The organism is Pseudonocardia nigra (assembly GCF_019396355.1).
GTDB classification, from domain to species: domain Bacteria; phylum Actinomycetota; class Actinomycetes; order Mycobacteriales; family Pseudonocardiaceae; genus Pseudonocardia; species Pseudonocardia nigra.
In genome coordinates, this window is the sequence record NZ_JAHKRK010000188.1 from 1 (window position 1) to 16,738 (window position 16,738).

Annotated in this window: 15 protein-coding genes and 1 pseudogene; 5 read left to right on the forward strand and 11 right to left on the reverse strand. The window is 71.9% G+C overall.

Features of this window, described 5'->3' with window-relative positions; all coding sequences use genetic code 11:
* Positions 1-177: 177 nt before the first annotated feature.
* Positions 178-606, reverse strand: coding sequence for a hypothetical protein (locus KME75_RS31740; protein WP_219418625.1), 429 nt, complete (start codon positions 604-606; stop codon positions 178-180).
* A gap of 341 nt (positions 607-947) precedes the next feature.
* Here KME75_RS31740 and KME75_RS31745 point away from each other — a divergent pair, with 341 nt between their 5' ends.
* The 3 genes from KME75_RS31745 (at position 948) to KME75_RS31755 (ending at position 2,573) form a co-directional block, all read left to right on the forward strand.
* Entirely contained in the window at positions 948-1,175 is a 228-nt protein-coding gene (locus KME75_RS31745; protein ID WP_219418626.1) for a hypothetical protein, read from the forward strand.
* A gap of 753 nt (positions 1,176-1,928) precedes the next feature.
* Positions 1,929-2,240, forward strand: coding sequence for a chromate resistance protein ChrB domain-containing protein (locus tag KME75_RS31750; protein WP_219418627.1), 312 nt, complete (start codon positions 1,929-1,931; stop codon positions 2,238-2,240).
* 72 nt (positions 2,241-2,312) lie between these two features.
* Positions 2,313-2,573, forward strand: a complete 261-nt coding sequence (locus tag KME75_RS31755; RefSeq protein ID WP_219418628.1) for a S1 family peptidase — start codon at positions 2,313-2,315, stop codon at positions 2,571-2,573.
* A gap of 504 nt (positions 2,574-3,077) precedes the next feature.
* Here KME75_RS31755 and KME75_RS31760 read toward each other — a convergent pair.
* The 10 genes from KME75_RS31760 to sbnA form a co-directional block, all read right to left on the reverse strand.
* Entirely contained in the window at positions 3,078-3,221 is a 144-nt protein-coding gene (locus KME75_RS31760; protein WP_219418629.1) for a hypothetical protein, read from the reverse strand.
* Between the two features lie 56 nt (positions 3,222-3,277).
* Positions 3,278-3,376, reverse strand: a complete 99-nt coding sequence (locus KME75_RS47070) for a transposase (protein WP_219418639.1) — start codon at positions 3,374-3,376, stop codon at positions 3,278-3,280.
* A gap of 18 nt (positions 3,377-3,394) precedes the next feature.
* Positions 3,395-4,708, reverse strand: coding sequence for a type III PLP-dependent enzyme (locus KME75_RS31770; protein WP_219418630.1), 1,314 nt, complete (start codon positions 4,706-4,708; stop codon positions 3,395-3,397).
* Positions 4,705-5,481 (reverse strand): HpcH/HpaI aldolase family protein, encoded by a 777-nt coding sequence (locus tag KME75_RS31775; protein WP_219418631.1) that lies wholly within the window; start codon positions 5,479-5,481, stop codon positions 4,705-4,707. Before KME75_RS31775 ends, KME75_RS31770 begins: the two co-directional genes overlap by 4 nt.
* Complete coding sequence (locus KME75_RS31780; protein ID WP_219418632.1) at positions 5,481-7,337, reverse strand: IucA/IucC family protein; 1,857 nt, start codon at positions 7,335-7,337, stop codon at positions 5,481-5,483. The genes KME75_RS31775 and KME75_RS31780 overlap by 1 nt, the downstream gene beginning before the upstream one ends.
* Positions 7,334-9,052, reverse strand: coding sequence for an IucA/IucC family protein (locus tag KME75_RS31785; protein WP_219418633.1), 1,719 nt, complete (start codon positions 9,050-9,052; stop codon positions 7,334-7,336). Before KME75_RS31785 ends, KME75_RS31780 begins: the two co-directional genes overlap by 4 nt.
* A gap of 7 nt (positions 9,053-9,059) precedes the next feature.
* Positions 9,060-10,364 (reverse strand): MFS transporter, encoded by a 1,305-nt coding sequence (locus KME75_RS31790; RefSeq protein ID WP_219418634.1) that lies wholly within the window; start codon positions 10,362-10,364, stop codon positions 9,060-9,062.
* A complete protein-coding gene (locus KME75_RS31795) occupies positions 10,364-12,193 on the reverse strand; it encodes an IucA/IucC family protein (RefSeq protein WP_219418635.1) in 1,830 nt (609 codons plus the stop codon). Before KME75_RS31795 ends, KME75_RS31790 begins: the two co-directional genes overlap by 1 nt.
* A gap of 13 nt (positions 12,194-12,206) precedes the next feature.
* A complete protein-coding gene (sbnB, locus tag KME75_RS31800; protein ID WP_219418636.1) occupies positions 12,207-13,244 on the reverse strand; it encodes a 2,3-diaminopropionate biosynthesis protein SbnB in 1,038 nt (345 codons plus the stop codon).
* 70 nt (positions 13,245-13,314) lie between these two features.
* A complete protein-coding gene (sbnA, locus tag KME75_RS31805) occupies positions 13,315-14,304 on the reverse strand; it encodes a 2,3-diaminopropionate biosynthesis protein SbnA (RefSeq protein WP_219418637.1) in 990 nt (329 codons plus the stop codon).
* A gap of 233 nt (positions 14,305-14,537) precedes the next feature.
* On the opposite strand from sbnA, the gene KME75_RS31810 reads away from it, so the two are divergent.
* Both KME75_RS31810 and KME75_RS31815 read left to right on the forward strand, forming a co-directional pair.
* Positions 14,538-15,485 carry an ABC transporter substrate-binding protein gene (locus KME75_RS31810; protein ID WP_219418638.1) on the forward strand — a complete coding sequence of 316 codons (948 nt, stop codon included), beginning with the start codon at positions 14,538-14,540 and terminating at the stop codon, positions 15,483-15,485.
* A 149-nt stretch (positions 15,486-15,634) separates the two neighbouring features.
* Positions 15,635-16,478 (forward strand): annotated as a pseudogene (locus tag KME75_RS31815) (IS5 family transposase).
* The last annotated feature ends 260 nt before the right edge of the window (positions 16,479-16,738 follow it).

Consider the following 16,738-nt stretch of genomic DNA (forward strand, 5'->3'; position numbering starts at 1 on the left):
CTGGTCGAAATGCGCGCCCGCGACGCCGCCGACGCGCAGGAAGCCGAAGAGCACCGCGCCGAGGAACTGAACCGCTGGCACACCGACGACCACGCCGACGAGACCGCCGACGTCGACGAGGACACCGATGACTTCGAGCCCGCCGAATACGACCAGGTAGACGTGTCGTGAGGGGCGTTATTGCGCGGTGCTCGCCGGTGTCGGGTCGTGGAGGGGCGGCGGACCGTTGCGGCGCCACGCCCACCGCAGTGTCGCCCGGATGGCCTCACACCACCCGGGCCGGTGTTCCAGCAGATCGGGCCGGCGGACGTCGAGCAGCTCTGCGGCCTGGTACTCCGCCTCGATCAGCTCCTCATACGCCGTCGTCGTGCGGTCCGTGACCGGGGAGTACGCGGGGAACCGGGCACCGTTGGGAGCCTCGACGATGGCGCCGGCCATCCACTGGCACGTGGATGCGACACCGGCCGCGTACCAGTCGGTGATGCCGCGGTCGCCCTGCTCGCGGCACCGCCGCTGCGCGGCGGCCCAGACGGCGGCGAACTCGGCGCGGGGCACCCGGAGGTTGCCCACCGGAATCCGCTTGATGTCGTTCTCGGTGACCTCCATGCGCCCACTGTGACAGGCACCACCGACAGTATGCGACGTCCGACCAGGTCACCGGCCCGCCGGACACGCAGCGGGTCGGGTCTGCGCTCAGGGCCGCGCGGGCCGAGGAACTACCCCGATGGACCGCCTGCGGCGGGGGCCTGCCGGCCCTTGGCTTAGCACGGCCGACCTCACGGTCAAGGGCGCTCCGCTGACGCTCCGCGTCGCTGTCGCGACGGCCTGCGGCCGCCCGTGACCGCGAGCCTCCACGGCCGTGCTGGGACGCCTTGCGGCGGCGGGGGAACAGCGCCCGCCACCCCAAGGGGACGGGCCGACAGGCCCACAGCAGCACGGAGGCCAGCATGGGCACCAGCACCACAACCAGCGCGACCAGCCGGACGGTTCGGCGGTTCGTCGACCCCGACGAGCTGATCTGTCCGGGCTGCGGCGAGCAGGCCGTCAGCGTCGCGCCCGGGTACTGGCAGGTCCGCGACGGCCTCCCGGTCGCGCAGTTCTCCCACCCCGACCGCACGGCGCTGTGCCGCACCCTGGCCGGGCGGGTGGCCGAGCCGATCGAGGTGACCCGATGATCACGCCCGCCGTGGACATGACTCGGCTGGTTGACGCGCACGTGTCAACGCCGGGGGAGGGGCCGATCAGTGCGCCGATGGTCGCCGCGCTGGAAGGGGCGTGGGCCGCGATCCGTGCCCGTCACACGGAGGTTCCCGCGGTGGTGCTGGTGCTCGGCGCCGGGTCGATCGGCGCGGCGGGCGCGCTGCGGTTGGGGCACTTCGCCGCGATGCGCTGGAACTCCGACCAGGCCGACCCTGCACAGGAGGGCGGGGCGCGGCTGCCGGAGGTGTTCGTCGGTGGCGAGGGCATCGCGCGCGGACCGGCCGACGTGCTGGGGACGCTGCTGCACGAGGCCGCGCACGCCTTGGCGCACGTGCGGGGGATCAAGGACACCTCGCGGCAGGGGCGCTGGCACAACGCGAGGTTCAAGGCGCTGGGCGAGGAACTCGGGATCGAGGTCACCAAGGACCCGCGGATCGGCTGGTCCCCGACCAGCCTCCCCACCAGCACCCGCAAGGACTACGCCGAGGTGATCGACCAGCTGGGGCGGGCGCTGCGGCTGCACCGCACGGCTGAGACCACCGACGGGGGGAAGCCGAAGAAGCCCACGCCGCCGCCGTGCGTGTGCGATTGCGGGCGCCGCATCCGAGTCGCGCCGACCGTGCTGGCGGCCGGGCCGATCACATGCGGGTGTGCGGCACCGACTTCGAGCCTGATCAGGCCAGCAACGAGGCGACCGGGGGTGCGGCGCGACCCCGCCGCGGTCCCCGATGACGCGACCGCTTACGACATGCCCCGGCGTCAAGCTGTCCCACCACGACGGCGACTGCAGCTTCGAGACCATTCTGCGCCGGTTCCAGCTCGACGACCCCGTGCTGTGGAAGATCGCAGAGATCATCCACGAGGCCGGCCTCGAAGACGAGCGCTTCGACGCCCCCGAAGCACCCGGCCTCGACGTCGCGCTCCGCGGGCTATCCATGGTCTGCGCCGACGACGAGATCCTCCCCCACACCGGGCCGCTGCTCGACGGACTCTACGAGTACTACCGCCGGGCAACCCTGCTCGGCCGAGAACCTGCATGAGCAATCACCGGCACCGAACCGGCGGTTAAGCTGCAACAGTCCGCGGTCCATGCCCGGCCGGCGAGCGGGGCCGTGGTGCCGCTCGAGCTCCCGCAACTCGACTGGTACGTTCCCGCGCTGCACGCGCGGGTGGTCGCAGCCACCGAGCAGGGCCAGACGATAGCTGTTCCAGCGGGCGTGGAGCTTCCGGCGAGCGCTCTGCTCTTCACCGGCATCCGCCCGTGTTCGTGGATGGTTTCGCCGATGCGCTGCACGATGAACTTCGTCTTCGGTGATGGCAACGACTACTTCCTCGGTACGGCCGGGCATTGCGCCCAGGTGGGGGCGACGTAACGATCGTGGCTGCCCCCGTGTCCTGATGGACATCGCCACGGCGCGCAGCGCCGACAATGGAATCGGGGACGGCTTCGCGATTGTCGACGTTCGCCCCGAGATGGAGTGATGCGTCGCCCCTCGATGGCCTTCTCTGCGGGCCCACGCATCAGGGGATCCGCCGCCCGCCGAGTCGTGGAGCACGTCGGGCAAGGACTGGTGATCGGCGCCAGTGGTACCCCGCCTGCGCAGCTACCGCAGTGAGGGGGCTACTGCCCGCAGCGACGTCTCCGCCCACTTGGGCTGGCCCGGAGTCGTTCGGTGACTCCGGCTCTCCGGCGCGCCCCTGTCCTCGGGGGCTTCAGGTGATCTCATCCATCTGGTCGTCGGAGACAAGTACGCCGGCTGGCATCGCGGGCACCAGGATCGAGGGCATGCTCGAGATCGCCCACGAACCTACGGGTCAGCCCATTGGTCGCGAGCAGCGCGATGGTGATGGCGCTTAATGGTCTTGACCAGAGTTGCTCACCGGAATTCCCACTCGGGGGCGGTGGCCAGGATAGGGGTCGGTGGGCGTTTCCGGTGGTGACGCCCGGCGCACACCGCGCGCCGGATCGCCCGCTGCACGCCGGTCATCAGGGCCACAATTTTCAGGAACTCGTTCTCCATGCGCAGCTCGCGGAGTTCCCGCTGTGCTTCGTGCAGCTGCGCGCGCTCGCTCGATGTCAGCGGTGCTCGTCGCCGGCGTGCTCGTTCCGGTACTGGTTCAGCCAGTTCCCGAGAGTTCCTTCATTGATGCCGAGTTCACGCGCGACCTGAGTGATAGGGACGCGAGCTCTCGATCACCAGCCGTACCGCGTCATCCCGAAACTCGGGACTGAACTTCCTGTACTTCCGAGGCATCTATTCTCGCCACCCTTCGGATCCGATCCCATGCGGGCCGTAGTCCGAGAACAACGGGGCACCTCACCGAGGAACACGTGGTCGGGGTGGGGATGGCTGAGGAAGTCGTGGTGGGAGATCTCCCAGCCGTAGGCGCCGGCGTGGCTGAACAGTAGCACGTCCCCGGCGCGCACCCGGGGCACCACCACGCCGCGGGCCAGCACGTCCTTGGGGGTGCACAGCTCGCCGACCACGGTCACCGGCTCGTCGCGCACCTCAGGGCGCGGGCTCGGCAGTGGCCACCGGTCGACCGGGACCACGGTGAAGGGGTGGCTGTGCTGCCAGGACACCGGCAACCGGAAGTGGTGGGTACCGCCGCGCAGGATGACGTAGGCCTCCCCGTGGTTGCGCTTGACGTCCAGGACCTCGGCCGCGTAGGAGCCGCAGCCCGCGACGAGGAAACGCCCGCATTCGAAGTCGATCTCCTGCCAATGCGCTGGGAAGGACCGCCCGACAAGCTCGCCGAGCCCGCGGGCGAACGACGGCCAGTCGAACTGCTCGGCCAGGTCCGCGTAGTTGACACCGATGCCGCCGCCAAAGTTCACCACCTCACAGGCGAGCCCGAACTCGCGCTCCCAGCCCGTCACCCGGCGCCGGTAGAGCTCCAGCATGTCCAGGTGGGCCGCGGCCGAGAGGTTGTTGGACACCGAGTGCAGGTGGAACCCGACCAGGCGCAGGTGCGGCAGCCGGCGGGCCGTCCGCACCGCCTCGGGCAGGCGTTCCTCGTCGATGCCGAACTGGGTGGGCCGCCCGGCCATGGCCAGGGTGGCGATCGGGAACGGGCCGGTGAGGTTCACCCGCAGCAGGACGTCGGCGACGCGGCCGGCCCGGCCCGCCGCCGCGGAGATCCGGTGCAGTTCGAGCTCGCTCTCCACGTGGAAGCGGGCCACCCGGTGCGTCAGGGCCGCGGCGATGTCGTGCTCGGTCTTGGCCGGCCCGCCGAAGATGAACGGGATCCGCTCGTCCACCGCGCGCGCCTTGGCCACCTCCCCGCCGGAGGCGACTTCGAAGCCGGCGACGAGCGGGGCGAGCGTGCGCAGCACTGGCTCGCTGCTGTTGGCCTTCATTGCGTAGAACATCCGGCACCGCTCGGGCAGCGTCGCGACGACTCGTTCGACGTGCTCGGCGAGCAGGTCCAGGTCGTAGCCGTACAGGCACACCGGGCGGGCGCCGCCGGCCCGGTCCAGGATCAGCTTCGTCAGGTCGTCGTTCACATGGTCTCCTCGAAGCGGTGCAGGTCGAGGTGGGCGCGCAGGGCGCGGGCGGCCAGGCCTCGCTCCTCGCCGAGCACGAACGCCCGCACTCCGGCGGCACGCCACTCCTCGTGATCGGAGCGGGTGCGGGGGATCGCGCAGAACGGCACACCGTGCTCGGTGCAGGTGGTGTGCACCCGGCGCACCGCGTCCCGGACCCGTGGATGGCGGGTCTGCCAGGGCACCCCGTAGGACTGGGAGAGGTCGGCGGCGCCTTCCAGGACCAGGTCGACGCCCCCGCCGGCCAGGATCGCAGGCAGGTCGTCCACGGCCTCCGCGTCCTCGATCATCGGCACCACCATGATCTCCGCGTTCGCCCGCCGGACGTAGTCGACCAGGTCGATCCGGCCGAACCCGGGAACTCGGCCGCCGCCCAGGCTGCGCATCCCCTCGGGCGCGTAGCGAGCGGCGCGGATCGCCGCGTCCACGTCCGGGCGCCGCCGCACGTGCGGGACGACGACGCCCATCGCGCCGGCGTCCAGGGCGCGCAGCACGGCACCCGGGTCGGCCTCCGACACGCGGACGAACGGGGTGAGGTCGACCGCCTCGGCGGCCCGGACGAGGTTCTCCAGCTGCTGCGGGTCGACCAGGGCGTGCTCGGTGTCGAGGATGACCAGGTCGTAACCGGCACAGCCGATCATCTCCACCAGCACCGGGGAGGGGATCGCGCAGAACAGGCCGTAGACCTCCTCACCCGCGGCGAGCTTCGCCTTCACCGCGTTGGGGCGCAGCATCAGCAGGACCCCCGGTTGCTCCGCGCGGTGCTGCCCGCGAGCGGGTTGGGCACGCTGTGCAGCCGCAGCTCGGTGTCCGGCTGCAGCCGCCGGGTCGTCAGCTTCTCCACCGCAAGGAACGGCTTGAACACGTCGAGTTGCGCGAACCGGTCGGCGAGCTCCGGGTGGCGGCGTTGGTAGGCCTCGATCGCGTCGCGGACCGCCGCCCAGAACTCCGGCTCGGCGAACCCGTAGGCGTCGTCGAGGAGGATCGCCAGCTCGCCGAGATTGACGAAGCAGAACGCGTCGAGCAGGAAGTCGGTGACGAGGTCGAGGTCGTCGGTCTCCAGGAAGGAGTTGCGGTTGGTGTGGTGCGCCGGGGTCCCAGCGAGCTCGGGGCAGCGCTCCGGGTCGGCCAGGTGGGCGCGGGAGAACCGGATGCCGTCGTGGAAGTCCTTCACCGCCAGCCGCCGCGGTCGCCCGCCGGAGTGCACCAGCAGCATGTTCTGGGCGTGCGCCTCCAGGGCGATGCCGTGGCCCTGGAGCAGGTGCACCAACGGCAGCACGCTCACGGCGACGAGGTCCTCCACCCACCGCCGCACCCCGTACTCCCGCACCCACGGGTCGACCAGCGGAGTGCCGTCCAGCTCGCGGGCGGTGAGCCCGGTGAAGGGCACTGCCTGCTCCCCGGGTTCCAGGTGGACGTGCAGGCTCTCCCGCCAGATGCACGCCAGCGCGCCGTAGCCGTCCTCGCGCAGCAGCTCCGACACCGGCGGCGGGTCGACGGCGACGCCCATCACCTCGCCGAGCACGATCAGTCCCAGCTCGCGGCTCAGGTACGGGTCGTCGTCCACCACGCGGCGCAGCCAGTCCGAGATCGGCGCGGCGTTGCCGACCGTGTGCGGGGCGAGGCCCCGGCTGGTCGAGGTGTTGACGATCGACAGCGACAGCTTCAGGTACGCCCGCTCCGGGACGTCGCGGCAGGCCAGCGTGCGGATGGACTGCTGGGCCAGGTGGGCGTGCGGGTCCTCGCCGAGGACGATGAGCTCACCGGCGCGCAGCTGCCGGGCGAAGGCGCGGCAGACGTGCTCGCGCCACTGCCACGGGTGGACGGGCAGCAGCGCGTGGTCGGCCGGGTCGGCCCCGGCCTCGCGGATCCGCTCGTGGAACTCCTCGATCGTGGCGGCGCCGAGCTGCTCGCGCAGGAAGGCCGCCTCGTCGAGCTCGCCGGAGACGGCGACCCGCGCCGTCGCCCGGTGCGCGGCCAGCCAGAGCGGGCGCACCGGGTGGGCGAACTCCGGTCCGAAGGCGAGGTCGTCGTCCAGGTCGAAGCCGATGCGGGACTTGTAGGCGGGGTGGTACGGATGCCCGTCCATGATCGCCCACTCCAGAGTGTCGTGGTCCGCGCCGGCGAGCCGGTCCCCGCGCTGCGCGCGCACGTACTGCGCGAGCGCGTCCTTGACCAGCGTCTCCTCCAGCTCCCGGGCGAAGGTCGCGAGCCGTGCCGGGTCCGCGTCGAGACCGTCTCGCACCTCGCCGAGCAGCCGGGTGGTCGAGTCGGCCTCAGCGGTGGTACCGCCGGCCCGGCGCAGCACCGGCTCCGGACCCAGCCGGACCCGGTCGAAGCCGTACCGGCGGGTCGCGCCGAACAGGTAGCCGACCGGCTCGCCGTCCTCGTCGCGGCCGTCGACGACCCAGGTCCCGTCGCCGGTCGGGCGCGCGGCCAGCACCTCCTCGTACAACAGTGACTCCAGCAGCTGGCGGAACAGCCGCCGCCGCACCTGCTCCAGCTGCGGAGCCCGCAGGGCGCGTTGGACGAGGTCGGCGGTGCCCGGCGCGCCGACGGTCGTCGGGGCCGGGAGGGTGCCTGCGGTCATGCGTTCACCTCGCGTATCGGGTTGGGGACGTCCACGTACAGCGGGCGCTCGCCGCGCCCGGCGAAGCGGCTGATCAGGTTGGCCTTGGCCGGCAGTACCGGCGAGGAGAGCAGCTCACTGCGGTACCGGCCCGGCGGCGCCGACCGCACCATGTCCCGTACCACCTGCCAGAGGCCCGCCTCGCCACCCTCCGCGTGCCGGCCGAGGACGTGCACGAGGTGACCGAGGTGGTTGGTCAGCACGTAGTACCTCAGCCGCAGCCAGGCCTCGTCGTCGTCGACGAGCACCGGGCTGTCGGCGGCGACGACGCCGGCGGCGACGCGCCGGCGGCTCACGCTGGTGCCCTCCATGTCACGCACGTAGAACCGGGCCGGCCAGCCGTCCTGCAGGTGCAGCAGCGAGTTCTGCACGTGGGCCTCCAGGCTGACGCCGTCCGCGCAGAACACCGCGAGCAGCGGTAGCAGCGAGATCTCGAGGTAGCGGCACAGCCACCGGCCGGTGTCGGCGGCCGGCAGCAGGCCGTCGCGGCGCCGGGTCGCCTGCCGGACGTAGCCGATCAGCGCCGGCTCGGCACCGTCGGTGCCGTCCTCCAGCAGGCCGGCCAGCACCTGCGGTGCCTCCGGGCGGGTGGCGAAGGGGTTCTCGCGGTAGAGCACGGTGAGGTCGGCGGCCAGCGCCGGGACGTCGACCGTGCGGTAACCGGTCTCCAGCAGCACCGCGAACGCGTCGTGGTCCCAGCCGCCGCGCACCGCGGCGACCACCCGCCCGGCGTCGGCGGCCCGCCGGCCGTGCTCGGGGGGGTTGTTGCGGACGAAGTTGGTGATCCGCACGTGCAGCGGCAGCTTCCACGCGGTGGCGAAGGCGGGGTCGCACACCGTGCGCACTGACGACGTGGGGTACACCGCGGGGCCGAGCGGGCCGAGCGGTACCATGGCGCCCTCGGCGACCAGGGCCGCGAACGCGTCCGCCCGGCGCAGGTGGTTGGCCTGCCAGGGGTGCATCGGGAGCAGCGCGTGGGCAGGGCGGTCCGCCCCGAGCAACCGTCGCGCCTGCTGCTCGACCTCGGGTGCGACCCAGGGGTCGGGCGCCACCCGGTCCTCCACGAGGAGCTCGGGAGCGACCGCCAGGTAGTGCAGCCGGAAGCTGGCCCGCAGCTCGGGCGCGTACGCCGCGAGATCGTCCGGGCCGAACCCCTCGGCGCTCTTCGGGGTCGGGTGGAACGGGTGGCCGAACAGCAGCGACTGCTCGGTGTGCCGGGTGAGGGCCCGTGGGTCCGTCGCGGGCGGTCGCGGGGGGCGCTCGCACTGCAGGTAACGGGTCGTGCGCGCCACGCTGTTGTCGATCTGGGCGGCCAGCTCCGCCGTGCGCGCCGGGCCGTCGGACGGCTCGCCCGCGGTCCGCGCGGCGAGCGCCGCCACCTCCGTGAGCAGCAGCGTCACCAGCTCGTCGTGCCCGACCGGGCGTGCCGTGTCGCTGTCGTCGTGCTGCACGCAGAACTCGTCGCCGTAGTCGTGGTGGCCGAGCACCGACCGGTGCCGGATGGTGCCGAGCAGGGCGCAGCCGGACGCGGGTAGCGGCACCCGCAGCCCCGGGTCGGCCGGCGGGTCGCCGCCGGTCTCCCGCAGGAAGGCGTTGAGCAGTCGCTTGGTGGCGGCGCGCTCGGCGATCGCGCGCGGGGGCGCCGGGCTGATCGCCGGGGTGGTGGTCTCGGTCATGGGTGGGTCACCTGCTTCCGCCGAGTGCGGGACGGGAGTGTTCCGGGGTCGTGGTGGCGTCGCGGCGGGCGGCGCGGTCGCCGGCCAGAGCCAGCGCCGAGGCCAGCCCGAACAGCACACCGACCGTGGCGAACGCCGCGGGAGCCGGCAGCAGGGCCGCGGCCAGCGCGCCGAGCAGCGGGCCGAGGACCTGGCCGAGGTCCAGCAGGGCCTGGGCGATGCCCAGCCCGGCGCCGCGCGCCCGCTCCGCGACCAGGCGGCTGATGACGTGCTGTACGGACGGGACGAGCGCGGCGAAGCAGAAGCCCTGCGCGACGCGCAACGGCAGCAGGCCCGCCGCCGTGACCGGTACGGCCTGCAGGGCGACCGCGAGACCGCAGCCGGCGGCCGCCATCGCGAAACCGAGTTCCGGGCGGTGCCGGTCGTTGCGGTGGCCCCACCAGGGACCCCCGACGAGGGACGCCGCCCAGGTGACCGCCTGCAGGATGCCCACCCACACCGTCGCGGCGGCGACGGAGCCGGTGACCTGCGCGACCCGCGGGGCGAACAGGACCAGCAGCGCGTAGACGCCGGCCTGCCCGGCCACCCCTGCCATCAGCAGGTGGCGGCTGCGCAGACTGCGCAGCAGCTCCGCGGCCGCGGCCCACAGTGTCGGACCGCCGGCCTCGGGCGCGCCGGCCGCGCGCGGGCCACCCGCCGGCTCGCGCAGCAGGACCAGCGCCGACAGGCTCGACAACGCGAGCAGGGCGGCGATGGCACCGAACAGTGCCCCGTACCCGTACCCGGTCGCGAGCAGGCTGCCGGCCAGCGGGCCCACCAGGGACCCGGCGGCGACGGCCCCGAACAACCCGCCGAGCGCCCGGCCCCGGCGCTGGGCGGGGGCGAGCGAGCTGGCGAACGTGGCGGTCGCGCCGACCACCCCGCCGCAGGCGCCCTGCAGCAGCCGGTAGCCCAGGAACTCCTCGGGGCCGTCGGCCAGCGCCATCAGCCCCACCGCGAGCGCGAGTCCGGCGTGCGCCCGCACGACCATCGCCTTGCGGCCGTACCGGTCCCCGACGATGCCCCACAGTGGCGCGGTGATCATCTGGGTGACGGCCGGCGCTGCCAGTGAGACCGCCGTCCACCACGGCACGTCGTGCTCCGGCACACCCAGGCCGGCCAGGTAGAATGGCAGCAGCGGCACCACGACGGTGAGCCCGGCGATCGCCGTGAACTGGCCGAGCCAGAGCACCACGAACCCGCGGCGGGCGCCGCCGGGCAGGTGGGTTCCGCGGCACCGGAGGTGTCGCTTCCGGATCAGGCCGGGCCGCATCACGGGGCGCTCACGGCGGAGACCGGGGCGAGCGGGTTGGGAACCCGCCCGGTTCCTGCGGGCATGCTCACCCCACCGGACCGCCCCTGGCGCAGCAACGGACCCAGCACCAGCCGGCTCGGCCAGGTGGGGACCTGGAGCAGCTGACGTTCCAGCAAGCCGACGACCGGGCCGGGTAGCGCGAGCAGGGCCAGCGCGTCGACCACCGCCGCACGCAGCTCGGCCCACAGCATCCGCTCGTCGAGCCCGTAGTGCCGGCACAGCGCGTCGGCAACGCCGTACAGGTTGACCTGGAAGCCCAGGGTCTGCAGGTAGCCGACCAGCGCCTCCGCCGAGGGCAGGCACAGCGACTGCGGGGCAGCCGGCCGGATCCGGTACCCCGGGTCGGCCACCCCCTCGGCGGCCATCCAGCCCGGGTAGAGCCGCAGGGTGTCGTGGTCGCGCAGCACGAACCGGTCCACCGCGCCGTCGCGCAGCGCCACCACCACGTTCTGGCCGTGCAGCTCGGGCAGCACGCCGTAGCGCAGGAACGCCAGCCCCATCTCGCAGAACGCACCGGCCAGCTGCCGGAAGAGCTCGGCCGCGTCGGCCGCGCCGAACCGGTTACCGCTGACCGCCGGGCCCAGTACGTCCCACTCGTGCGCGGCCAGCGCCGCCATCGGCAGCACGAGCACGGCCGGATCCTCGAACAGGCCGGCCGGATAGGCGCGCAGCTGGGCGCACAGCTGCCCGGGCCGGTCGTCGAACTCGTCGGCGCCGCCGGGGTCGCGCCAGCCGCACCAGGCCCGCTCGTCGCAGAGCTGCACCCGGGCCCGCAGCACCGCGTCCCGCTCGATCAGCTGCTGCATGAGCTGCTGCGCGCGCTCGGAGTTGTCCAGATAGCGGGGCGGCAGCAGCCGGGCGGCCCCGAGGGTGGCGATCCCGAGCGGGAGCTTGACGTGCAGCTCCGTCTCGGGGGCGGTGGTGAGCGTGCGCAGCGAGGCGGTCGGGTGGAACCGGCCCAGGTCGCGCACCAGGGGCACCACCTCGCCCGCGGCCAGCTCGGCCGCGTACGCGGTGGGAAGCACGTGCTCGAGCTGCCACGGGTGCACCGGCAACGGTTGCATCTCCTCGGCGTGCAGCCCGGTGCGGTCGAGCGCGGCGTCCAGCCGCCGGCGGTCCGCCTCGTCGAGCAGCAGCTCGTGCAGCCGGTCCGACCCGGTGCCGGTACCGTGCCGCAGCCGGTCCCGGCGCACCGCCACCCAGTCCAGGCCGAGTGGCTGCTGCCGCATCGGGCCGTAGCGGTCCAGCTCGTCGGCGGTCCAGCCGGCGGCCGCGCGAGCCGTCGGGTGGAAGGGACGGTTCCGGGTGACGGCGAGTCGTTCGGCGGCGAGCAGCCCCGCGGGCCGGGGCCGGGCATCCGCCAGCCGGGTTCGGCCGCCGTCGACCACGGCGGCGTGCTGCACCGCCGTGCGCAGATCCGCGACGACCTGCGCGGCATGTGGCGGGTCGCCGGGTGCCGGCGGGTGGGCCTCGGCGAGGAGCCGCAGCAGCTCCTCCGGTTCCAGCGGCCGCGGCGGTGCTTCCGGCGCCCGATGCCAGACGGGTGCGCGGGAGAGCCGGTAGGGCTGCAACGCGCCCGCCGGGCGGGCGCGGAAGCAGATCCACCCGTCGATCAGGTCGACGCGACGCCACTGCTCGCCGGGCGCCACCGGCTCGGGCCCCTCCGCCGAGGGCGCAGTGACCGCCGCGGCGTCGGCGAACCCCCAAAGGTTCTCCTGGATCAGCGCGTCGACCAGGTCACGCATCACGAGGTCGCCGGGCTGCTCGCGACCGTGCTCACGGTTCATGACGGTTCCGGGCTCAGTACAGGTCCAGCCAGGTGCCGATCTGCTGCTGCTTGGCCCGGGTGTAGATCTCCGCGGCGCAGGCGATGTCCTCCACGGCCATGCCCATCGGGTTCAGCACGATGATCTCGTCGTCGCTCTCCCGGCCGGGCCGCCGGCCGCCCAGCACCTCGCCGAGCTCGGCGTGCAGCTGTTCGCGGGAGAACTTCCCCTCCAGCACCAGCTGATTGATGATCTTCTTCTCGCGGTTGCTCTGGTCCCAGTCGTCGACCACGATCTTGTCCGCCCCAAGGAAGACGTCCTTGTGCACGTCCATGATCGAGACGTTGCTGAGGAAGGCGCCTCGTCCGAGCCAGTCGAAACGGATGTAGGGCTGGTCGGTCACGGTGCAGGGGACCACGAGGTCACCGGCCCGAACCGCCTCCTCCGCGCTGTCCGCAACCCGGACGGCGAGTTCCGGGCGCTCGGCGGTGACCTCGTCCGCCAGACGACGCGCGGCGGCGCCGTCGAGGTCGTAGAGGTGCACGGTGCGGATGTGGTCGAACTGCTGCAGCAACGCTTCGACCTGCGCGCGCCCGATGACGCCGCAGCCGATGACGGCGACCTCGGCGAAGTCCTTGCGGGCCAGGGCAGCGGCGGCGACGCAGGTCACCGCGGCGGTGCGCCAGGCGCTGATCAGGCTGCACTCGAGGATGGCGATCGGGTAGTTGGTTCCCGGGTCGTTCAGCGCGATGACCCCGCTGGCGCGGGCCAACCCGACGCGGTTCGGGTTGTCGTGCTTGCTCCCGATCCACTTGACGCCGGAGACCCCCGGGTCGCTCAGGTGGGCCGGCATGGCGATGATCCGGTCGGCGATGTGGCCGTCCTTGCCCTGCGCCCGCAGGTAGGGCTTGAGCGGCTGCACCACCCGGCCCTCCGCGTGCGCGACCAGCGCGGTGCGCAGGGTCTGCACGTAGAGCTCGGAGTGGTCCCCTCCCGCCGCGGCGACGTCGCCACGGCTCAGGAACAGGATGCGGGGAGTTCCCGCGGGGCTCAGTTCGGTCGCGATGGACATGGTCCTCCTCGTGCCGGTGGGGAAAAGGCGGGCGCGGACGGGTTGCCGGGTGCGGTGGTGGGTCGGACGTTCACCCGGACCTGCGGGAGCGCTCCAGCTCGGACAGCCAGTCGTCGTCGTAGACGAGGTCGAGATAACGATCTCCCCGATCAGGGAAGATGGTGACGATCCGGCAGGGGCGCGGCAGGGAGGGCAGCTTCTTGGCGATGGCCGCGACGACGGCTCCGGTCGAGCCCCCGGCGAAGATGCCCTCTGCCGCCAGCAACGCCCGGCAGCCGCGGGCGGCCTCGACGTCGTCGACGTGGACGACCTCGTCGATCTCCTCCGGCCGGAACAGCTCCGGCACCCGACTGGCCCCGATGCCGGGGATCTCCCGGCGCCCCGGGACCCCGCCGAAGATGATCGAGCCCACGGCGTCGACGGCCACCACCCGCACCCCCGGGAAACGCTCGCGCAAGCGCCGGGAGCAGCCCTGGATGCTGCCCGTGGTGCTGACAGCGGCGAAGAAGTAATCCGGCGCCTGCACGAGGTCCGCGGACATCTCTGCCCCCGTGCCCTCGTAGTAGGCCTGCCAATTGCGGCTGTTCGCGTACTGATTGACCCAGATGGAGTCGGGCCGCTGACGCAGCAGTTCCCGCACGCGCTCGATGCGGGTCTGCAGGTAGCCGCCGGCGTCGTCCGGCTCCCGGACCACGTCGACCTCGGCGCCGAGGTGACGCAGGATGGCAATGTTCGCCGATGTCGCCTTCGGATCGACCACGCAGGTGAACGCGAGCCCGTGCAGCCGGGCCGCGATGGCCAATGCGATCCCGAAGTTGCCCGAGCTGCTCTCCACCAGGTGGGCGCCCCGGGGGATCGACCCGTCCGCCAGGCCGCTCTCGACGATGTAGCGGGCGGGACGGTCCTTCATGCTCCCGCCCGGATTCATGAGCTCGAGCTTGGCGATCACCTCGACATCCGGTTCGGGAAAAAGTCGGCCCAACGCGGTGAGCGGCGTGTTGCCCACACAGGCGAGGACGGAATCGTGGACGGACTCGATGGCACTGTCGGTGACGGTCATCTGGCGGCCCCTTCGCTGTTGCCTCCGGCAACGGTCGATCACTTTAGCGAGGCGAGGCTAACCTTACAAACGCAGTCCCGATCCGGAACGATGAAGTGACCTGGATCTCTCCGTGGCGCGCGGGGCGGTGACCGTCGCGCGCCAGGCCTCGGCCGCAGTCCATCCGACCCGAATGTAGGGCGGCAAATGGCCGTTGTTAGCGTAGGCTCACTTCGCTAACTGGAGGAGGAGTGATGCCACGATCGCGGCAACTGCTGCCGGCGTTGATCGGCCTGGTAGCCCTGCTAGCGGGCGCATGCGGCTCTGAAACGGACTCCGCACCCGGCGCCGATAGCGGCTCCGCCGACACCACGAGGACCGTCCAACACGCGATGGGAAATACCGACGTCTCCGGTACCCCGCAGCGCGTGGTCGTGCTCGACACCGGGGAGCTCGACTCGGTTTTGGCCCTCGGCGTCACCCCGGTCGGCGCGGTCCGCGCCGACGCCACCTCAGGACTGCAGTCCTACCTCGCCGAGCGGACGCAGGACGTGGCCGTGGTCGGCACCATCGGTGAGCCGAACCTCGAGGCGATCGCCTCGTTGCAGCCCGATCTCATCTTGTCCAACAAGGTTCGCCACGAGGCCCTCTACAGCCAGCTCAGCCAGATCGCCCCGACCGTGTTCGCCGAGAAGGTCGGCGTCGCCTGGAAGGAGAACTTCCAGCTCGCGGCCGAGGCGCTAGGCAAGCAGGCCGAGGCCCAGCGCATCCTGGCGGCCTACGAGCAGAACGCGAAGCAAGTGGGCGAGGCATTCGGCGACCCATCGCAGCTGGAGGTAAGCATGGTGCGGTTCATGTCCGGCAGCATCCGACTCTACGGCGAAGGCTCGTTCATCGGCACCGTCCTGCACGACGCCGGCTTCGCCCGCCCCGCCTCGCAGCAGGTTGACAAGACCTTTGTCGAGGTCAGCCAGGAGCAGATCAACCAGGCCGAGGGAGACATCCTCTTCTACGCCGCCTACGGCAACCCTGACGAGACTAACCAGGCCGAGGTCACCGCGGGCCCGCTGTGGCAGAGGCTAGACGTCGTGTCGGCCGGAAAGGCGCACGAGGTCTCCGATGACTTGTGGTACCTCGGTATCGGTCCAATCGCCGCTGACCTGATCCTCAAGGACCTGACGGAGTACGCCCCAATCTCGTAGCGCCGTGCTCCCAAGGAGCGTGCATCGACGCACTTAGAGGTCGCGCGGATTGATCACGGCTTGGCCGCGGGCGGGTGTTGAAGACGAGGAGCGGGCACGGGCCTGTCGATCATGAAGTTGTCTACGCTTCGTGATCGACTGGAGGCCGCGTGCCCGCCTTGCCATCATGGCTTGCCGACCCGCTGTGGGACCAACTTCGCCGCGCTGCTACCGGCGCGTGAGACCTACGTACCGACCCATCCGTGGGGGCTGCCACCGCCGCCGGATCCCGGACCGGATCGTGTTCGACAAGCTGCTGCAGGTGCTCCGGTTCGGCTGCTCCTACCAGGGCATCGCCGACACCACCTGCTCGGCCACCACCATCCGGGCCCGCCGCGACGAGTGGATCCGGCTCGGGATCTTCGCCCAGCTCAAGCAGATCGCTCTGGACGCCTATGACCGCATCGTCGGGCTGCTGCTCGAGGACATCGCCGTGGACGGTTGCATCACCAAGGCCCCCAGCGGGGGCGAGGTCGCCGGGCCGTCGCCGGTCGACGGCGCAAGCAGGGCATGAAACGCTCGCTGCTGGTCGACGGTTACGGCATCCCGCTGGGGCGGGTGCTGGCCGGGGCGCACCGGCACGACTCGCCGCTGCTGGCTCCCACCCTGGACAAGCTCGACGATCTCGGGCCGCTGCCCGACGAGATCACCGTGCACCTGGACTCCGGCTATGACTCGGGCAAGACCCGCGACACCCTGACCGACCACGGGCTGCACGGCGAGATCGCCCGCAAGGGCGAGAAAGCGCCGATCCAGGCCACCCAACGCTGGCACGTGGAGCGGACGAACGCCTGGCACAACACCTTCAACCGACTACAGCGATGCTACGAACGACGCCAGGTCGTGGTCGAGGCGTTCTTCGACCTCGCCGACGCGATCATCACCGTGCGTAGCTTGATCCGCCGCGCCTGGATCACCCACCGCTGGGGCACCCGACCCGTGCGCCGCCCATGAGTTACCCATCAATCCGCGCGGCCTCTTACCGTGAGGGTTATTCAGCGAAGCGTTTCGTTACGGTTCTGAGATCAACTTGCGCGTGTCGACAAACGAGTGACGGTCCGATTCACGCGAGAATGGGTTGGCCAACCAAGCCCACGTGAACGGACCGTCGCGTTGTATCATACCACTGGCCTGCACCAGGAAGAGCTCGTGGATCTGTGCTTGACGATCCAGTCGGAGGTTCCCCCGGAAGAGCGGCAGTGGCCTCAGATTCT